Origin of the sequence: Streptomyces venetus (genome assembly GCF_039540295.1) — a bacterium.
In the GTDB taxonomy this organism is placed as follows: domain Bacteria; phylum Actinomycetota; class Actinomycetes; order Streptomycetales; family Streptomycetaceae; genus Streptomyces; species Streptomyces venetus.
This window is the reverse complement of record NZ_BAABET010000002.1, coordinates 311034-328716: the sequence shown is the minus strand read 5'-3', so window position 1 is coordinate 328716 and position 17683 is coordinate 311034. Positions and strand designations below refer to the sequence as shown.

Below are 17683 nucleotides of genomic sequence, written 5' to 3'. Positions count from 1 at the left end.
TTGTGCGCTTCATGACGAGCTCTGACAAGCCTGCGAACGCCCCGGAAACCGCCCCCGCCGAACACACCGGAGTCGCCGCCCAGGACTGGGCGACGGCGTCCGCCGACCCGCAGTACCGCGCCGCGGTCGTGGACCTGCTCGGTGCGCTCGCGTACGGGGAGCTGGCGGCGTTCGAGCGGCTCGCGGAGGACGCCAAGCTGGCACCGACACTGGCGGACAAGGCAGAGCTGGCGAAGATGGCGTCGGCCGAGTTCCACCACTTCGAGAGGCTGCGCGACCGGCTCGCGGAGATCGGCGAGGAGCCGACGCGGGCGATGGAGCCGTTCGTCGCCGCGTACGACGGGTTCCACAAGCAGACGGCCCCCTCGGACTGGCTGGAGGGGCTCGTCAAGGCGTACGTCGGCGACTCGATCGCCAGCGACTTCTACCGTGAGGTGGCCGCGCGGCTGGACTCCGACTCCCGCGATCTGGTGCTGGCGGTCCTCGACGACACCGGGCACGGCGGCTTCGCCGTGGAGAAGGTGCGGGCCGCGATCGACGCCGACCCCCGGGTGGGCGGTCGGCTCGCGCTGTGGGCGCGGCGGCTGATGGGCGAGGCCCTGTCGCAGTCGCAGCGTGTGGTCGCCGACCGGGACGCGCTGTCGACCATGCTCGTGGGCGGCGTCGCCGACGGCTTCGACCTGGCGGAGGTCGGGAAGATGTTCTCGCGGATCACCGAGGCCCACACCAAGCGGATGGCCGCGCTGGGCCTGGCCGCGTAGCGCTCGTCGTCAGGTGGTCTTCCGGCAGGGCGCGCGGCTCCGCGCGCCCCTGACGGTCCGGCTACGCCGTCGCTGATCGTCGGCGCAGGCGCCCCGCGGGACGCAGCAGCAGTGACAGTGAGGCCACCGAGACGATCACCGCGCCGAGCAGGACCACCAGCAGATGCCCGGCCTCCAGCGCGCTGTGCATCACGAACGCGCCGAAGAGCGCGCCGGCGACGCCGGTCGAGAGGACCAGCGGGCGCGCCGGGAGACGGTGCGGCAGGCGGTACGACGCCGCCAAAGCCAGAGCCAGGCCGAGGATCGCGGAGCTCAGCGCTTCCAGGAGCATGTCGGGGTCCCTCCCACACGGGCGGCCTGCCCAAATCGGTCGTAGCCCGTCTTACCCCTGACCTGCGGAATCCAATCCACCCCCGTGGGCGACTTGTGCTCCATCCGTGGAGGAACCCGTGTGCCGCGCGAGTGCGGAGTACGCGGAACGGGGCCGGCGGAACGGGCCGGCAGGACCGGCCGTGAGAACGGGCCGGCAGGACGGGGCGGGGAGAACGCGAACGGGGCGGGGCGGCACACAGCCGCCCCGCCCCGTCCCACGTGGTGCGCCTACAGCGCTCCGAAGCCCACCTTGCGCGGAGCCGGCTCGCCGATCTCGACGTAGGCGAGACGGTCGGCCGGAACCAGGACCTTGCGGCCGTGCTCGTCCACGAGGCTGAGCAGCTGCGACTTCCCGGCCAGTGCCTCGGCCACCACGCGCTCGACCTCCTCGGGGCTCTGGCCGCTCTCCAGAACGATCTCGCGGGGCGCGTGCTGCACGCCGATCTTGACCTCCACGGCTATGTCCCTCCGACGGTCAGTGATGTGCGCGACCTTCCGCGCCGTACGCAGCACACATTAGCCCGGTGAGGGGACCTGCATGCTCCGGGTGAGAACGCCACGAGCGAACACCCGCCGGGAACAAAGCAGCCGTCAGTGCTGCTGTTGCTCCGTCCCGTGCAGCGGGAAGCCCGCGATGCCGCGCCACGCCAGCGAGGTGAGCAGCTGCACCGCCTGTTCGCGCGGCACACTGCGGTCGCTGTGCAGCCAGGACCTGGCCACCACCTGGGCGAGACCGCCCAGGCCCGAGGCGAGGAGCATCGACTCCGCGCGCGAGAGGCCGGTGTCCTCCGCGATGACGTCGCAGATGGCCTCCGCGCACTCGTTGGTGACCTTGTCGACGCGCTCGCGCACGGCGGGCTCGTTCGTCAGGTCCGACTCGAAGACCAGGCGGAAGGCTCCGCCGTCGTCCTCGACGTACGCGAAGTAGGCGTCCATCGTGGCGCGCACGCGCTGCTTGTTGTCGGTCGTCGACGCCAGCGCGCTCCGCACGGACTGGATGAGCGACTCGCAGTGCTGGTCCAGCAGCGCGAGATAGAGGTCGAGCTTGCCCGGGAAGTGCTGGTAGAGCACGGGCTTGCTGACGCCGGCGCGCTCGGCGATGTCGTCCATCGCGGCCGCGTGGTAGCCCTGGGCCACGAAGACCTCCTGGGCGGCGCCCAGGAGCTGGTTCCGTCGGGCACGGCGTGGCAGGCGTGTGCCCCGTGGGCGAACCGCCTCTGTCTGCTCGATGGCTGTCACGCCGCCTCCCATAGTCGTCCTGCGGATCTGGCCGCGTCGCCATCGTACTTTTCGGTAACCGTGGTGTGCGCGGTGAGAGCGCAGAATTTCACGGACCGGACGGTTACGAAAGTGGTTGAGAAGGTTTCAAACAGGGATAGAGCGGGCAAAATGCGGCTCCCTTCCTGTTCACCGGTGCTCAGTGTCGCCCTCCGGCGGCGTGCGTCAGCGGTAGTCGTCCTCGTCGAGCGAGACGACCCGGGCCTGCTCGACCAGATCGGCCTCGTTGGCGCGCTCCGGGTCGACGCCGGTCAGCGGGTCGTCGCGGTCCGGCGTGATGTCCGCGTGCTGCTCGGCCGCGTCGACCTCGGGGGCCTCGACGTCGTACTCCGGCGTTTCCGGCGCGTTCTCGGCCTCGAACGTCTCAGGGTCGGTGGGGTCAACGGCCATGCTGGGCTCCCTTCCTACGAACGTCCCTGTGCATGCAGGGGCCACACGCGGGTGCCCTCTGTCCGAGCCTAGGAGACACCCGATCCGGACGCCATGCCATCCGCGTTCACGACGTGACGCGGTGCGCATACCGCCGGCTGCTTCTCGGGTGCCCCCCTCCTCGCTCCTCAATGGCCGATGCTCCTCGATGGCCGATTCCTGTGACGGCGAACACATGAGCCACTACGTGATCGTCTCGTAACATTGCCGCATGTCTTCGACCGAGCTGCCGTTCGTGCCGCCCGCCAACGTGCTGCCGAAAGTGGGGGGCGTCAGGGTCGCGGAGGGCGAGCGGCTCAGGTCGGTCGAACTGCCCGGGGTCACACTGACGGTGCGCTCGCGACGCCCCGCGCGCGAGGGGCTGCCGCCCGCGCTGTACGTGCACGGGCTCGGGGGTTCCTCGCAGAACTGGTCGGCGCTCATGCCGCTGCTGGACGACGTCGTCGACAGCGAGGCCCTGGACCTGCCGGGCTTCGGTGACTCCCCGCCGCCGGACGACGGCGACTACTCCGTCACCGGGCACGCGCGCGCGGTGATCCGCTACCTCGATGCCACGGGGCGCGGCCCCGTGCACCTGTTCGGCAACTCGCTCGGCGGCGCCATCACCACTCGTGTCGCGGCGGTACGGCCCGATCTCGTCCGTACGCTCACGCTCGTGTCGCCCGCTCTGCCCGAGATCCGAGTGCAGCGCTCCGCCGTTCCGACGGGGCTGCTCGCGGTGCCCGGCGTCGCCCTGCTCTTCACCCGGCTCACCCGGGGCTGGACGGCGGAGCAGCGGGTCCGCGGTGTGATGGCGCTGTGTTACGGGGATCCGGGCCGGGTGACGCCGGAAGGTTTCCGCAACGCCGTGCAGGAGATGGAGCGGCGGCTGCGGCTGCCGTACTTCTGGGACGCGATGGCGCGTTCCGCGCGTGGCATCGTCAACGCGTACACGCTGGGCGGCCAGCAGGGTCTGTGGCGCCAGGCCGAACGGGTCCTCGCGCCGACCCTTCTCGTCTACGGCGGCCGGGACCAGCTCGTCGGCTTCCGCATGGCGCAGCGGGCGGCCCGGGCCTTCCGAGGCTCACGTCTCGTGACGTTGCCGGACGCGGGACACGTGGCCATGATGGAGTACCCGGAGACCGTGGCCTTGGCGTTTCGCGAACTTCTCGAGGATGCGGGAGAGTTGGGCGAGCGGCGAGCGCGGCGGGTGGACGCCCGGGCGGATCGGGTCGCCGACGAGGAACACACCGACGAGAGCATGGGGGGCTGAGGCGCGAGGTGGGACGCCACAGCCGCCGCGGGCCCGTCGCCAAGGGCGACACCGCGGACACAACCGCAGTACGGGAAGGCCGGACCGGGCCGGGACAGTGGCCGGGTCAGGGCCAGGGTCCGGGTCCGGGTCAGGATCAGGCGCCGGACATCGGCCGGGGTGAACGCACGGCACCGCCGCGCTCCGGACAGACCGGCTGGCCGCCCCAGGGCCCGGCCCCTCGGCGCACGCCGGGGCCACGTCCCGCCCCGGGCGCCCCGGGCAACGGGACGCCTGCCCAAGGCATTCCGCGTTCGCCGGGAGGCAGGCAACCGGACGGTACCCCGGCCCGAGGTGGTCCACGGCTTCCGGACGGCACCCCCGCGCGCGGGGTGCCCCGGCTGTCCGACGGCACCCCTCCGCACGGCTTCCCGCAGGCTCGCGGCGGGCATCCCGAGCAGCGGGAGGCCGGGGGCGGCTGGGGTGAGCTGAAGGCCGACGGCGCGCCGATACCGCGGCAGCGCCGGGCGCCCGTGCCCGGACCGCGGCAGGAGTACCTCGACGCCTTCGGGGAGGGTGCCGACGTCTTCGCGCCCGGTACGCCCGCCTCCGCACAGGCGGCGGACGCCTACGCCTCCGTCAGCAGCTGGAACGCGAGCACCCCGGCAGGCGGTCGCTCCGACGACCACGACCATGACCGCGACCGCGACCACGACGACGCGGAGCCCACCGGTGCACCCGCACCGGGCAAGGGCGCCAAGGGCCGTACCTTCACCGGCATCGCGGCAGCCGCCGTCACCACCGTGCTGGCCGTTGTCGTCGCCGGTCAGGTCGCCGACGACAACGGCGGTGCCGGCGTGCAGTCGCAGTCCGCCACCGAACAGGGCCGCGGCGACGTACGGGACTCCGCGTCCGGGGCGGACGGCCGCGCGCCCGCCCCGGACTCCGGTACGACGGCGCTGACGTACGGCGAGGCGATGGCCAGGACCTACCCGCTCGGCGCCAAGCTCAAGGGCTCGGGGACGTTCGACGCCGTCCCCGGCATCGCCAAGGCCCCGGGCTCGGGACAGAAGTTCACCTACCGGGTGGACGTGGAGCAGGGGCTCGGGCTCGACGGCGCGCTCTTCGCCGAGGCCGTGCAGAAGACGCTCAACGACCAGCGCAGCTGGGCCCACAACGGCGCCCGCACCTTCGAGCGCATCCACTCCGGCAAGCCCGACTTCGTGATCACCCTCGCCAGCCCCGGCACGACCGCCGACTGGTGCGCCAAGTCCGGCCTGGACACCACCGTGGACAACGTCTCCTGCGACTCGCTCTCCACCGAGCGCGTGATGATCAACGCCTACCGGTGGGCGCAGGGCTCGGAGACATACGGTGACAAGATCCACGCCTACCGGCAGATGCTGATCAACCACGAGGTCGGTCACCGCCTCGGCTACAACCACGTCACCTGTGACAAGAACGGCGACCTCGCCCCGGTCATGCAGCAGCAGACCAAGTTCCTCGACCACGACGGCATCCACTGCCGGGCCAACCCCTGGCCGTACCCCAGGAGTTGACAGGCGTCACAGGGAACGGCCCACGTCGCGCGTTGACAGGCGCCGAAAGTTCGTTCATATTTCTGGGCATGTCGCCCCGCCACGTCTCCGTTCGCGCCGCCATCGAGCTGGCGCTCATCGGCGTGACCCCGCTCTGCGTGGCCGACATCCACTGTTGCTGACGCCCGCCCCAGGCGCGCGTCGCGAACCCACCCTCTCTTTTGTGACCTCCGTCACGGCCTGTCCGTGACCCCGGTCGCGGCATCTTCGACGACCCGGCGCCCGGGGAGACGTCTGCTCAGCCTCGTCTCACCCATCGTCTACTCGTCTCGCGATCCGGGACACCATCCGAGAGGTCGTCATTCCGATGCGCCAACCGTCCGTCACAGCGCGCCGCGTGGCCGCGGCATCCGTCAGCCTGGTCCTGGCAGCGGGCGCCGCCGCCTGCGGGCCGAAGGACAACGATGCCAAGGGCGCCGGCGGCGACTCCACGCCCCACAAGGGGGGCACCCTCAGTGTGCTGAACGCGAGCCCGCAGGAGGACTTCGATCCGGCACGGCTGTACACCTCCGGCGGCGGCAACGTCCCGTCCCTGGTCTTCCGCACGCTCACCACCCGCAACCGCGAGAACGGCGCCGCCGGCACCGAGGTCGTCCCGGACCTCGCCACCGACACCGGGCGCCCCAGCAAGGGCGCGACCGTGTGGACGTACACCCTGAAGAAGGGCCTCACGTACGAGGACGGCACCCCGATCACCTCGGCCGACATCAAGTACGGCATCGAGCGATCCTTCGCCCCCGAGCTCTCCGGCGGTGCCCCCTACCTGCGGGACTGGCTGGTCGGAGCCGCCGACTACCAGGGCCCGTACAAGGACAAGAAGGGCCTCGACGCGATCGAGACGCCGGACGAGCGGACCATCGTCTTCCATCTGAACAAGCCCGAGGGCGAGTTCCCCTACCTCGCCACGCAGACGCAGTTCACGCCCGTCCCGAAGAGCAAGGACACGGGCACCAAGTACGAGGAGCACCCCGTCTCGTCCGGGCCCTACAAGGTCGTGCGGAACGAGAACGACGGTGAGCGGCTGGTCCTGGAGCGCAACACGCACTGGTCCGCCTCGACCGACGCCGAACGCAAGGCCTACCCGGACAAGATCGACGTACGGTCCGGCCTGGACTCGGCCGTGATCAACCAGCGGCTGTCCGCGTCCCAGGGGGCGGACGCCGCCGCCGTCACCACGGACACCAATCTCGGCCCCGCCGAGCTGGCCAAGGTGACCGGCGACAAGGACCTCGCCTCGCGCGTCGGCACCGGGCACTTCGGCTACACCAACTACATCGCGTTCAACCCGACCGTGAAGCCGTTCGACGACCCCAAGGTGCGGCAGGCGATCTCGTACGCCATCGACCGGTCGTCCGTGGTCAACGCCGCCGGGGGATCCGCGCTCGCCGAGCCCGCCACCACCTTCCTGCCGAACCAGAAGTCCTTCGGCTACACGCCCTACGACCTCTTCCCGGCGGGCAAGGCCGGCGACCCGGCCAAGGCCAAGGAGCTGCTGAAGGAGGCCGGCCACCCGAACGGGCTCACCGTCACGCTGACGCACTCCAACGCCAAGGACTTCGAGACCAGCCCGGAGATCGCGACCGCGATCCAGGACGCGCTGAAGAAGGCCGGCATCACGGTCAAGCTGCAGGGTCTGGAGGAGAACGACTACTCCGACAAGATCCACAGCGTGAAGACCGAGCCGGGCTTCTTCCTCGCCCACTGGGGAGCCGACTGGCCCTCCGGCGGCCCGTTCCTCGCCCCGATCTTCGACGGCCGGCAGATCGTCAAGGACGGCGCGAACTTCAACACCGGCCTGCTGAACGACAAGTCGGTCAATGCCGAGATCGACGCGATCAACAAGCTGACGGATCTCGACCAGGCCGCCGAGAGGTGGGGTGCGCTGGACAAGAAGATCGGCGAGAAGGCCCTCACCGTCCCGCTGTTCCACCCCGTCTACAAGCGCCTGTACGGCAAGGACGTCAAGAACGTCGTGATCAGCGACTGGACCGGTGTGCTGGACATCTCGCAGGTCGCGGTCAAGTAGTCGACGGGGCTGGTCAAGCAATCATGAGTGAGGCCCTGTTGGCCTCCCAGGCCGCCGGGACGGACACCCCCGTCCCGGCGGCCTCGGGGGCCCGTCCGTTCTGGCGGCGGCTGCGGACGCAGCGCGCCGCCCTCGTCGCGGCGGCCGTCGTCGCGCTGCTCGTCCTCGTCGCGCTCGCCGCGCCGCTGCTCACCGCCCTGGAGGGCCAGGACCCGACCACGTACCACCCGTCGCTCGTCGACTCCGCGCGCGGAGGCGTGCCCATCGGCTCCTTCGGCGGCATCAGCGGCGACCACTGGCTGGGCGTCGAACCGCAGACCGGACGCGACCTGTTCGCCCGGCTGGTGTACGGCGCCCGGGTGTCGCTGGGGGTCGCCCTCGCGGCCACGGTGGTGCAGCTGCTGCTCGGCGTCGTCCTGGGCATCGTCGCCGGGCTCGGCAACCGCTGGGTGGACCTCGTGGTGACCCGGATCGCCGACATCTTCGTGTCCATGCCCCTGATGGTCATCGCGCTGGCCCTGCTCGCCATCGTGCCCACCAGCTTCCCCCGCCCGGTCCTGGTCGCCCTCGTCGTCGGCCTGGTCTCCGGCTGGGGCACGCTCGCCAAGATGGTGCGCGCCCAGACGCTCACCCTGAAGCAGCTGGACTACGTCTCCGCGGCGCGGCTCAGCGGCTGGGGCACCGCACGGATCGCCCGCCGCGAGCTGCTGCCCGGCCTGGCGGCGCCCGTCATCACCTACTCGGCGCTGCTCGTCCCGCAGAACATCAGCGTCGAGGCGGCCCTGTCCTTCCTCGGCGTGGGCGTGAAGCCGCCGACCCCCTCCTGGGGGCAGATGCTCACCGCCGCGAACGTCTGGTACCAGGCCGCCCCGCAGTACCTGCTGCTGCCCGCCGCGGCGCTCTTCGTCACCGTGCTCGCGCTGACCGTCCTCGGCGACGGGGTGCGCACGGCCCTCGACCCCCGGGCGGCCTCGCGGCTGCGCGTCGGAACGGGCCGCAAGCGGGAGGCCAAGGCCGACCGGGGAGGCGCCTCGTGACCGGCTTCGGAGGTTTTGTGCTGCGCCGCGCCCTCGGCGCCCTGGTGACGCTGTTCGCCCTCTCCGTGATCATCTACGTCGTCTTCTACGTCACGCCCGGCAACGTCGCCCAGATCACCTGCGGCCCGCGCTGCTCACCGGAACAGGTCCAGCAGGTCGCCCAGCAACTGCGGCTCGACGACCCGCTGTACGAGCGCTACCTGCACTTCCTGGCGGGTCTCTTCGCCGGCCAGGACTACTCGACCGGCACGTCGGTGCTGCACTGCCCGGCGCCCTGCCTGGGCCTGTCGTACCAGAGCGACCAGCCGGTCATGGACCTGATCCTGACGAAGCTGCCGGTCACCGCCTCCCTCGCGGCCGGCGCCATGGTGCTGTGGCTGGTCATCGGCATCGGCACCGGCGTGCTGTCGGTGTGGCGGCGCGGCCGGCTCACCGAACGGCTGCTGACCGGCCTCACCCTCGCCGGCACGGCCACGCCCGTGTTCGTCATCGGCCTGGTCCTGATGATCGTCGTCTGCGGACAGCTGCAACTGCTGCCCTTCCCGGAGTACGTCGCCTTCACCGACGACCCCGAGCAGTGGGCCTGGAACCTGCTGCTGCCCTGGCTGTCGCTCGCGCTGATCGAGTCCGCCACATACGCCCGGCTGACCCGTTCCTCGATGCTGGAGACCCTCGCCGAGGACCACGTACGGACCTTCCGCGCGTACGGCGTCGCCGAGCGGGCGATCATCTGGCGGCACGCGCTGCGCGGAGCGGTGGCGCCGCTCATCGCGGTGAACGCCAACAACATCGGAGTGCTGTTCGGCGGGGCCGTCCTCACCGAGACGCTCTTCGGGCTGCCCGGCATCGGACAGGCGATGGTGCAGGCGGTGAAGGTCGTCGACCTGCCGGTGGTCATCGGCATGGTCCTGGTGACCGGCTTCTTCGTGGTCCTCGCAGGCGCTGTCGCGGACGTGCTGTACGCGATGGCCGACCGACGGGTGGTGCTGACATGAGTCTTGTCGAAGTGAGCGACCTCACCGTCGAGTTCGGCGAACTGCGCGCCGTCGACGGGCTCTCCTTCCGCCTGGAGCAGGGCGCCGCCCTGGCCCTGGTCGGCGAGTCCGGCTCCGGCAAGTCCACGGTCGCCTCGGCCCTGCTGGGCCTGCACCGGGGGACCGGAGCACGGGTCGGCGGCACGATCGAGGTCGCGGGCACCGATGTGCAACAGGCCTCCGACGACGCACTGCGGCGGCTGCGCGGCGGGAAGGCCGCGATGGTCTTCCAGGACCCGCTGTCCTCCCTCGACCCGTACTACGCGGTCGGCGACCAGATCGCCGAGGTGTACCGCGCCCACGCGCGCGTGTCACGACGCGAGGCACGCGCGCGTGCCGTCGACGTCCTCGACCGGGTCGGCATTCCGGACGCCCCCCGGCGCTCCCGCTCGCGCCCGCACGAGTTCAGCGGCGGCATGCGGCAGCGCGCCCTGATCGCCATGGCGCTCGCCTGCCGGCCCGACCTGCTGATCGCCGACGAACCGACGACGGCCCTGGACGTGACCGTGCAGGCCCAGATCCTCGACCTCCTGCACACCCTGCGCGAGGAGACCGGCATGGGCCTGCTCCTCGTCACGCACGACGTGGGCGTGGCCGCCGAGAGCGTCGACGAGGTGCTGGTCATGCGGCACGGCCGGGCGGTGGAGCACGGGCCGGTCACCGCCGTCCTGGGCGCGCCCTCGGAGCAGTACACCCGGGACCTGCTCGCCGCGGTCCCGCGTGTGGACGCGCCGCGCACCCCCTCCGAGGCGTCCGGTGAGGTGGTCCTCCGGGCCACGGGACTGCGGCGCGAGTTCGGGCGCGGGAAGCGGGCGTTCACGGCCGTGGACGACGTGTCCCTGACCCTGCACCGCGGCGAGACCCTCGGCGTGGTCGGCGAGAGCGGCAGCGGCAAGACGACACTGGGCCGCATGCTGGTGGGGCTGCTCGAACCCACGGCGGGACGGATCGAGCCGGGCGGCGGTGTACGGCCGGACGTGCAGATGGTCTTCCAGGACCCCGTCTCCTCCCTCAACCCCCGCCGCAGCGTGGGGGAGTCCATCGCGGACCCGCTGCGGGCACGCGGAGAGCGGGACGAGGGGCGCATCCGGGAGCGCGTACGGGAACTGCTGGAGCGCGTGGGGCTCGAAGCGGCGCACCACGACCGCTACCCGCACGAGTTCAGCGGCGGTCAGCGTCAGCGCGTCGGCATCGCCCGGGCGCTCGCCGCCGACCCACGCGTCATCGTCTGCGACGAGCCCGTCTCCGCGCTCGACGTCACCACACAGGCCCAAGTGGTCGCCCTCCTGGGAGAGCTCCAGCGCGAACTCGGACTGGCGCTGGTCTTCGTGGCGCACGACCTCGCCGTCGTACGCCAGGTCAGCGACCGGGTCGCGGTGATGTGCCGCGGCCGGATCGTCGAGTCCGGCCCCGCCGACCAGGTCTACGAGGACCCCCAGGACCCGTACACCCGGCAGCTCCTCGCCGCCGTACCGGCGCTCGACCCGGAGCTCGCGGCCCGGCGCAGGGCCGCCCGGCGGGAGTTGGCCACAGTGTGACGAGCCGTGTCCGGTTGATCCCCTAGCGCGACAAAACGCGACCCGCACAGGAAAGTTACGACCGTTCACCCCTTTTGGTGGTGCGACGGACAACCGTCCGTCGCACCACCGCCTTGTCCGCATACGTTCTTCCCGCTGCGAGTCGCCGGGCAACGGCGGCTCCCCATACGGGAGATCGGGGGTGCACTCGTGCGCATCGGACTGCTTACCGAGGGTGGCTATCCGTACGTGAGCGGTGACGCCAGGCTCTGGTGCGACCGGCTGGTGCGCGGACTCGGACAGCACGAGTTCGACGTCTACGCCCTCAGCCGCAGCGAGCACCAGGAGGACGAGGGCTGGATCCCGTTGCCCCCGCATGTCCGCAGGGTGCGCACCGCGCCGCTGTGGATGTCCGAGGACGACGGAGTGGTCCTCGGCCGCCGTGCCCGTCGGCGGTTCACCGAGTGCTTCGGTGAACTGGCGGCCGTGCTGTGCGGGGTGTCCGGAGGCGTTTCAGCGGCTGCCGAGGGACCCTCCATGGGGGCGCTGACCCCTGAGGCGGACCGTTTCGCCAACGCGCTGTACGGACTGGCCGAACTCGCCCGCGAGGAGGGCGGACTGGCAGGAGCGCTCCGCTCCGAGGCGGCCGTCCGCACACTGGAACGCGCCTGTCGTGCGCCCGGCGCACACCGGGCGGCACGCGAGGCTCGGGTACCGGACCTCCTCGCTGTGGCCGGCCATCTGGAACGCGCCCTGCGCCCCCTCTCGCTCGACTGGTACGCAGACGACGGGCTGGGCACGGTCGACCTCTGCCACGCCGCGTCCGGCGGCACCGCCGCCCTGCCGGGCCTGCTGGCCCGGCACTTCACCGGCGTGCCCCTGCTGGTGACCGAGTACGGCGTGCGCCTGCGGACGCACTACCTCACCGCCCCGGACGCCCCACCCGCCGTGCGGTCCCTGCTGGCGGCCTTCCACAACAGACTCGCGACCGAGGCCTACGCACGCGCCGTCCTGGTCACGGCCGGCAACGCGCACGCCCGCCGCTGGCAGGAGCGCTGCGGCGCCGACCGCGAGAAGCTCCGCACCGTCTACCCCGGCATGGACGCCCGGCCCTTCGCGGACGTCGGCGAGTCCCCCGAGTGCGCCGACCCGGGCACGCTCGTCTGGGTCGGGCGCGTCGAGCCCGCCAAGGACCTGGTCTCGCTGCTGCACGCCTTCGCGGAGATCCGCAAGCGGGAGCCGGCGACGCGGCTGCGTATCGTCGGAGCGCCCACCGGCCCCGAGGGCGCGGCCTACCTCGGCCACTGCCGGACCCTGGCCGCCCAGCTCTTCCCCGACGAGGCCGACGGCCCGCACGCCGCCGGCGACAACCCGGTGTCCTTCGAGGAGATCGGCGGGCCTGAGCTCCCGGCCCGCTCCGACGCCTACGCCTCGGGCGCCGTGACGGTCCTGTCCAGCGTCGTCGAGGGCTTCCCGATCGGCCTCGTCGAGGCCATGCTCTGCGGGCGCGCGACCGTGTCGACCGACGTCGGGGCGGTCGTCGAGGTGATCGGCGGCACGGGCCTCGTCGTCCCGCCCCGCAATCCCCGGGCGCTCGCCGAGGCGTGCGTGGCGTTGCTGCGCGACCCCGAGCGCCGTGCGCGCCTGGGTGCCGCCGCCCGCGCCCGCGCCCTCGAACTGTTCACGGTCGAGCAGAACATCGAGGCGTTTCACGGCATGTACCTCGAGATCGTCTCGCGAACCCCGGTCCGCCGCGTCGTTCTCGACGAGGCGGGGGAGCCGCTGCCCTTCGCCCACCCCGCCGAGGCCCACGTCCCCGTCCGCTGGTCCGCTTCGACACCCCCACTCGCCGGCCGGAGCGCCCCCGGCTGGGCGACGGACCGACCCGTACGAGGTGCCGACCCCGTCCCGGCCCCGGAGGGAGCACGATGAACGACCTGGACGAACTGGACAACCCCGGAGCGTGGGACTCCGGCCCGGAGCAGGCGCTGAGCCCCGTGACCGCGGACCCGGCCGCCACGGAGAAGCCCGCCGGCCGCGGACCGTCCGCCACGCGGCGCGGTGCCGCCGACCCCGTCAAGGTGTTGATGCACCGCCACCGCGAGCTGTGCGAACGCGCGGTGGACCCCCTGGAGATCGCGGCAGGCCTGGAAGCGCACGGCCTCACCGACCGGACCGCCGCCCGCTTCCGCCACCGGGACGTCTTCTCCCTGGCGGAGGAGATGTTCGCACGGGTCTCCCGGGACGGGGACGGGCCCCGGCCCGCCACGCCCGACGCCCCACGAGTGCGCGCCGGCCGGGTCCTCCTCACGCTCCTGCCCGGCACGCTGTGCGCCGCCGCCATGACCGCCACCCACCTCACCCACGGCCGGTCCCGCCTCCTCGCGGCGGTCGCCGGCACGCTCGCCGTGGCCCTGGCCCTCCGCGCCGCCGCACGCCGAGGCCCCCTGAGCCCGAGCGACCGCGCCACCCCCCGCCGGACCGCCACGTGGGTCTGCTGGCTCCTCGCCTACTCCCTCCTGGGTGACGGCCTGCTCCGCAGCGCCGTCGCCGGAGGCCCCGACGGCCTGCCCACCGGCACGGCCGACGGCCCCTGGCCGCTCACCGCCGCCCCTGTCCTGGCCCTCACCCTGGCCTGCGCGCCCGCGGCGTGGACAGCCCACCTCTTCACCGCCCGCGCCCGCCGCAAGCTCGAGGCGAGCCGCGGCCTGGAGGACTTCGCCGCCGCCGTACGACCGCTGCTGCTCGGTACCTTCGCCCTGTTCCTCGGTGCCCTGACGGCACTGCTCACCCTCTGCACCGCGGTCCTCGACGAACCCGCGGCCTACGCGGAGGTCCTCACCCTCGGCGCCCTCCTCTTCCTGGCCCGCCTCCTCACCACCCACGGCTTCACCCACGCCCCCGCCGTCGTCCTCGCGGCGACGGCCGGCGTCCAGACGGCCACCCTCGCCTCGGTCTTCGCGTCCCGTCTCCCCGGCTGCGGCTTCCTGGCCACCCCCGCCGAAACCCTCGTCACCACCTGGGGTGTCGGCAGTGTCCCCACCCTCGCCTGCGGAGCGGCGGCCCTGATCCTCCTGATCCACGCCACTCACAAGCTGACCAGGGCCTCGGCCCACGCCCCCCGGGGGCACGCGCCGTGACCCCGACCGGAGCGGGGCACGCCCGCACCCGCCCGAGCCGCCGGCGTCCCGGGTCCCCGATCCGCCGGCACCCCGGGTCCCTGGCCGTCGAGGCTCCCCGCAGCCATTGAGTCCGGCCCCGCCGCCGAAGGTGCCCGCGTCTCCCCGTCCGCATCACAGCGTCCGTCCCGTCCGCATCGCCCCGTCCGTCCCCTCCGCATCACCCCGTCCGTCCCCTCCGCATCACCCCGTCCGTCCCGTCCCCAAGGAGAACCGACATGACCACCCACCCAGGAGCCCCGGCCGCCCCGGGAGCCGCGCGATGAGAGTCCTGCTGATCGGAGCCAACGGCTACATCGGCCGCTTCGTCGCCGACCGCCTGCTCGCCGACCCTGCCGTGCAGCTCACCGCCCTCGGCCGCGGCGACGACGCCGACGTCCGCTTCGACCTCGCGTCCGGCAGCCCCGGTGCCCTCACCCGCTTCCTCGACGCGGTCCACCCGGGTGTCGTCGTCAACTGCGCCGGTGCCACCCGGGGCGGTGCCCGTGAGCTCACCCGCCACAACACCGTCGCCGTGGCCACCGTCTGCGAGGCCCTGCGCCGCAGTGGCTGCGGAGCCCGGCTGGTGCAGATCGGATGCAGCGCGGAGTACGGCCCCAGCCAGCCCGGCTCCTCCACGGCGGAGGACGCCGTGCCGCGGCCCGGCGGCCCGTACGGCGTCAGCAAACTCGCCGCCACCGAGCTCGTCCTCGGCTCCGGCCTGGACGCCGTGGTGCTGCGCGTCTTCTCACCGGCCGGACCCGGCACCCCCGCCGGCTCCCCGCTGGGCCGGCTCGCCGAGGCCATGCGCCGCGCCATGCAGTCCGGCGACGGCGAACTGAAACTCGGCGGTCTCGGCGCGCAGCGCGACTTCGTCGACGTCCGTGACGTGGCCCGAGCCGTGCACGCCGCCTCGCTCTCCGCCGCGCAGGGCGTCATCAACATCGGTTCCGGCCGGGCCGTACGCCTCCGCGACGCCGCCGCGGTCCTCGCCCGCGTCGCCGGATACGGCGGTGCCCTCCACGAACTCGACAGCCCGCCCGGCGCGCTGCGCCCCGCCATCGGGCACCCCCGCCCCGACTCGGACCACGCGCCCCCGGTCACCTTCCCGTACCCGGACGGCTGCGGCAGCTGGCAGCAGGCCGATGTACGCACCGCCCGCGACCGGCTCGGCTGGCGCCCCCGGATCGGGCTCGAGGAGTCCCTCGCCGACATCTGGATGGAGGCGGCATGCCGCATCTGACCAGCAGACGGCACCGCACCTCCGGCACGGAGCTCCGGACCGGCGTCGGTGTCCCCGGCTACGCGCATCCCCTGCTCGCCCCCACCGAGTGGGGCGCACTCGCCCGGCCCGGCACCCCGCTGCACTGGGTCGTCCTCAACGTGGCGGACGGCCCGGGGGCCCGCCCCGACCCGCACTGCCTGGAGGCGACCGGCCGCCTGCGCAACGCGGGCGTACGGGTCCTCGGCCATCTCAGTACCCGGTACGGCACGCGGGCTTTCGGCGAACTGATCGGGGACGCCCACCGTTTCGTCGACTGGTACCGGGTCGACGGCTTCCTCCTGGACCGCTGCCCGGCGGACCATGCCGGGCTGTCCGAGGTGCGCCGAACGGTCGCCACCCTCCGGGTGATCCGTGATGGTGCCCACATCGTCCTCGGCCACGGCATCCACCCGCATCCGGGCTACGCCGAGCTCGCCGACCAGCTGGTCACCTTCTCCGGCCCGTGGAGCGACTACCGCTGGTCGCAGGTGGCCGAGTGGACCGTCGATCACGCGCCCGAGCGCTTCTGCCACTTCGTCCACGGCGTGCCCCGCCCCCACCTGGAGGAGGCGCTGCGGATCTCCCGCTGGCAGGGCGCCGCGACGATCTACTTCACCGACCGCACGGACTGCGGCGGCCGCACCGACCCCTGGGAGACCATGCCCGGCTACTGGGACGAAATCGTCTCGCGGATCGGAACAGGTGTCTCGGAATGAAAAAGCACATGGCACTGTTACGGGGAGAACAACCGTAGTGATTGACCGACCAACGGAGTCCCCGTGTCGCTGCCACCCCTGGTCGAGCCGGCTTCCGAGCTCACCGTAGACGAGGTCCGCAGGTACTCCCGCCACCTGATCATCCCCGATGTCGGGATGGACGGGCAGAAGCGGCTGAAGAACGCCAAGGTGCTGTGTGTGGGCGCCGGCGGCCTGGGCTCGCCGGCGCTGATGTACCTGGCCGCCGCGGGCGTCGGCACCCTCGGCATCGTGGAGTTCGACGAGGTCGACGAGTCGAACCTGCAGCGCCAGATCATCCACAGCCAGTCCGACATCGGCCGCCCCAAGGCCGAGTCCGCCCGCGACAGCGTCAAGGGCATCAACCCGTACGTGAACGTGATCCTTCACGAGGAGCGGCTCGAGGCCGACAACGTGATGGACATCTTCAGCCAGTACGACCTGATCGTCGACGGCACGGACAACTTCGCGACCCGCTACCTGGTCAACGACGCCTGCGTGCTGCTGAACAAGCCGTACGTCTGGGGCTCGATCTACCGCTTCGACGGCCAGGCCTCCGTCTTCTGGTCCGAGCACGGCCCGTGCTACCGGTGCCTGTACCCGGAGCCCCCGCCCCCCGGCATGGTCCCCTCCTGCGCCGAGGGCGGCGTGCTGGGCGTGCTGTGCGCGTCCATCGGCTCCATCCAGGTCAACGAGGCCATCAAGCTGCTCGCCGGCATCGGCGACCCGCTGGTCGGCCGACTGATGATCTACGACGCCCTGGAGATGCAGTACCGCCAGGTCAAGGTCCGCAAGGACCCGGACTGCGCGGTCTGCGGCGAGAACCCGACCGTCACCGAGCTCATCGACTACGAGGCCTTCTGCGGCGTCGTCTCCGAGGAGGCCCAGGCGGCGGCCGCCGACTCCACGATCACTCCCAAGCAGCTCAAGGAGTGGATCGACGACGGCGAGAGCATCGACATCATCGATGTCCGCGAGCCCAACGAGTACGAGATCGTCTCCATCCCGGGCGCCCGGCTGATCCCGAAGAACGAGTTCCTCATGGGCACCGCCCTGGAGAGCCTCCCGCAGGACAAGAAGATCGTCCTGCACTGCAAGACAGGTGTCCGCAGTGCGGAAGTCCTCGCGGTGCTGAAGTCCGCGGGCTTCTCGGACGCGGTCCACGTCGGTGGCGGTGTGATCGGCTGGGTCAACCAGATCGAGCCGGACAAGCCGGTCTACTGAGCCGGATCCGGCCTTCCCCT

Annotated in this window: 17 protein-coding genes; 13 read left to right on the top strand and 4 right to left on the bottom strand. The window is 72.1% G+C overall.

The features are described from left to right. Positions 1-11 precede the first annotated feature (11 nt). Positions 12-761 (top strand): ferritin-like domain-containing protein, encoded by a 750-nt coding sequence (locus tag ABEA82_RS06370; RefSeq protein ID WP_345660381.1) that lies wholly within the window; start codon positions 12-14, stop codon positions 759-761. Positions 762-822: 61 nt separating this feature from the next. Here ABEA82_RS06370 and ABEA82_RS06365 read toward each other — a convergent pair whose 3' ends face one another. The 4 genes from ABEA82_RS06365 to ABEA82_RS06350 all read right to left on the bottom strand — a co-directional run bounded on the left by ABEA82_RS06365 (position 823) and on the right by ABEA82_RS06350 (position 2801). Further along, positions 823-1092, bottom strand: coding sequence for a hypothetical protein (locus ABEA82_RS06365; RefSeq protein ID WP_345660380.1), 270 nt, complete (start codon positions 1090-1092; stop codon positions 823-825). A 269-nt stretch (positions 1093-1361) separates the two neighbouring features. Beyond that, a complete protein-coding gene (locus tag ABEA82_RS06360) occupies positions 1362-1589 on the bottom strand; it encodes a DUF3107 domain-containing protein (RefSeq protein ID WP_030232462.1) in 228 nt (75 codons plus the stop codon). 135 nt (positions 1590-1724) lie between these two features. After that, on the bottom strand, positions 1725-2372 hold the full coding sequence (locus ABEA82_RS06355) for a TetR/AcrR family transcriptional regulator (protein ID WP_345660379.1): 648 nt from the start codon (positions 2370-2372) through the stop codon (positions 1725-1727). A gap of 204 nt (positions 2373-2576) precedes the next feature. Next, positions 2577-2801, bottom strand: coding sequence for a hypothetical protein (locus tag ABEA82_RS06350; RefSeq protein WP_345660378.1), 225 nt, complete (start codon positions 2799-2801; stop codon positions 2577-2579). Positions 2802-3051: 250 nt separating this feature from the next. Here ABEA82_RS06350 and ABEA82_RS06345 point away from each other — a divergent pair, with 250 nt between their 5' ends. The 12 genes from ABEA82_RS06345 to moeZ all read left to right on the top strand — a co-directional run bounded on the left by ABEA82_RS06345 (position 3052) and on the right by moeZ (position 17663). Beyond that, positions 3052-4092, top strand: coding sequence for an alpha/beta fold hydrolase (locus ABEA82_RS06345; RefSeq protein ID WP_345660377.1), 1041 nt, complete (start codon positions 3052-3054; stop codon positions 4090-4092). 8 nt (positions 4093-4100) lie between these two features. Then, positions 4101-5630, top strand: coding sequence for a DUF3152 domain-containing protein (locus tag ABEA82_RS06340; RefSeq protein WP_345660376.1), 1530 nt, complete (start codon positions 4101-4103; stop codon positions 5628-5630). Positions 5631-5698: 68 nt separating this feature from the next. After that, positions 5699-5791, top strand: coding sequence for an Ms4533A family Cys-rich leader peptide (locus ABEA82_RS06335; protein WP_311774658.1), 93 nt, complete (start codon positions 5699-5701; stop codon positions 5789-5791). Between the two features lie 185 nt (positions 5792-5976). Then, positions 5977-7695: an ABC transporter substrate-binding protein gene (locus tag ABEA82_RS06330; RefSeq protein WP_345660375.1), complete on the top strand. Its 1719-nt coding sequence runs from the start codon at positions 5977-5979 to the stop codon at positions 7693-7695. Positions 7696-7718: 23 nt separating this feature from the next. Continuing rightward, positions 7719-8732 (top strand): ABC transporter permease, encoded by a 1014-nt coding sequence (locus tag ABEA82_RS06325; RefSeq protein ID WP_345660374.1) that lies wholly within the window; start codon positions 7719-7721, stop codon positions 8730-8732. After that, positions 8729-9727 carry an ABC transporter permease gene (locus ABEA82_RS06320; RefSeq protein ID WP_345660373.1) on the top strand — a complete coding sequence of 333 codons (999 nt, stop codon included), beginning with the start codon at positions 8729-8731 and terminating at the stop codon, positions 9725-9727. Before ABEA82_RS06325 ends, ABEA82_RS06320 begins: the two co-directional genes overlap by 4 nt. Beyond that, positions 9724-11304: a dipeptide ABC transporter ATP-binding protein gene (locus ABEA82_RS06315; protein ID WP_345660372.1), complete on the top strand. Its 1581-nt coding sequence runs from the start codon at positions 9724-9726 to the stop codon at positions 11302-11304. The genes ABEA82_RS06320 and ABEA82_RS06315 overlap by 4 nt, the downstream gene beginning before the upstream one ends. Before the next feature lie 189 nt (positions 11305-11493). Further along, on the top strand, positions 11494-13215 hold the full coding sequence (locus tag ABEA82_RS06310) for a DUF3492 domain-containing protein (protein WP_345660371.1): 1722 nt from the start codon (positions 11494-11496) through the stop codon (positions 13213-13215). Then, positions 13212-14423 (top strand): hypothetical protein, encoded by a 1212-nt coding sequence (locus ABEA82_RS06305; protein WP_345660370.1) that lies wholly within the window; start codon positions 13212-13214, stop codon positions 14421-14423. Before ABEA82_RS06310 ends, ABEA82_RS06305 begins: the two co-directional genes overlap by 4 nt. Before the next feature lie 301 nt (positions 14424-14724). Beyond that, on the top strand, positions 14725-15684 hold the full coding sequence (locus ABEA82_RS06300) for an NAD-dependent epimerase/dehydratase family protein (protein WP_345660369.1): 960 nt from the start codon (positions 14725-14727) through the stop codon (positions 15682-15684). After that, entirely contained in the window at positions 15672-16421 is a 750-nt protein-coding gene (locus tag ABEA82_RS06295) for a spherulation-specific family 4 protein (RefSeq protein ID WP_345660368.1), read from the top strand. The genes ABEA82_RS06300 and ABEA82_RS06295 overlap by 13 nt, the downstream gene beginning before the upstream one ends. Before the next feature lie 63 nt (positions 16422-16484). After that, positions 16485-17663: an adenylyltransferase/sulfurtransferase MoeZ gene (gene moeZ / locus ABEA82_RS06290; RefSeq protein ID WP_345660367.1), complete on the top strand. Its 1179-nt coding sequence runs from the start codon at positions 16485-16487 to the stop codon at positions 17661-17663. Positions 17664-17683: the final 20 nt, after the last annotated feature.

Coding starts and splice junctions, on each gene's coding strand:
- ABEA82_RS06370 (WP_345660381.1), top strand. CDS start 12: ATGACGAGCTCTGACAAGCCTGCGAACGCCCCGGAAACCGCCCCCGCC.
- ABEA82_RS06365 (WP_345660380.1), bottom strand. CDS start 1,092: ATGCTCCTGGAAGCGCTGAGCTCCGCGATCCTCGGCCTGGCTCTGGCT.
- ABEA82_RS06350 (WP_345660378.1), bottom strand. CDS start 2,801: ATGGCCGTTGACCCCACCGACCCTGAGACGTTCGAGGCCGAGAACGCG.
- ABEA82_RS06345 (WP_345660377.1), top strand. CDS start 3,052: ATGTCTTCGACCGAGCTGCCGTTCGTGCCGCCCGCCAACGTGCTGCCG.
- ABEA82_RS06335 (WP_311774658.1), top strand. CDS start 5,699: ATGTCGCCCCGCCACGTCTCCGTTCGCGCCGCCATCGAGCTGGCGCTC.
- ABEA82_RS06330 (WP_345660375.1), top strand. CDS start 5,977: ATGCGCCAACCGTCCGTCACAGCGCGCCGCGTGGCCGCGGCATCCGTC.
- ABEA82_RS06325 (WP_345660374.1), top strand. CDS start 7,719: ATGAGTGAGGCCCTGTTGGCCTCCCAGGCCGCCGGGACGGACACCCCC.
- ABEA82_RS06315 (WP_345660372.1), top strand. CDS start 9,724: ATGAGTCTTGTCGAAGTGAGCGACCTCACCGTCGAGTTCGGCGAACTG.
- ABEA82_RS06305 (WP_345660370.1), top strand. CDS start 13,212: ATGAACGACCTGGACGAACTGGACAACCCCGGAGCGTGGGACTCCGGC.
- ABEA82_RS06300 (WP_345660369.1), top strand. CDS start 14,725: ATGAGAGTCCTGCTGATCGGAGCCAACGGCTACATCGGCCGCTTCGTC.
- ABEA82_RS06295 (WP_345660368.1), top strand. CDS start 15,672: ATGCCGCATCTGACCAGCAGACGGCACCGCACCTCCGGCACGGAGCTC.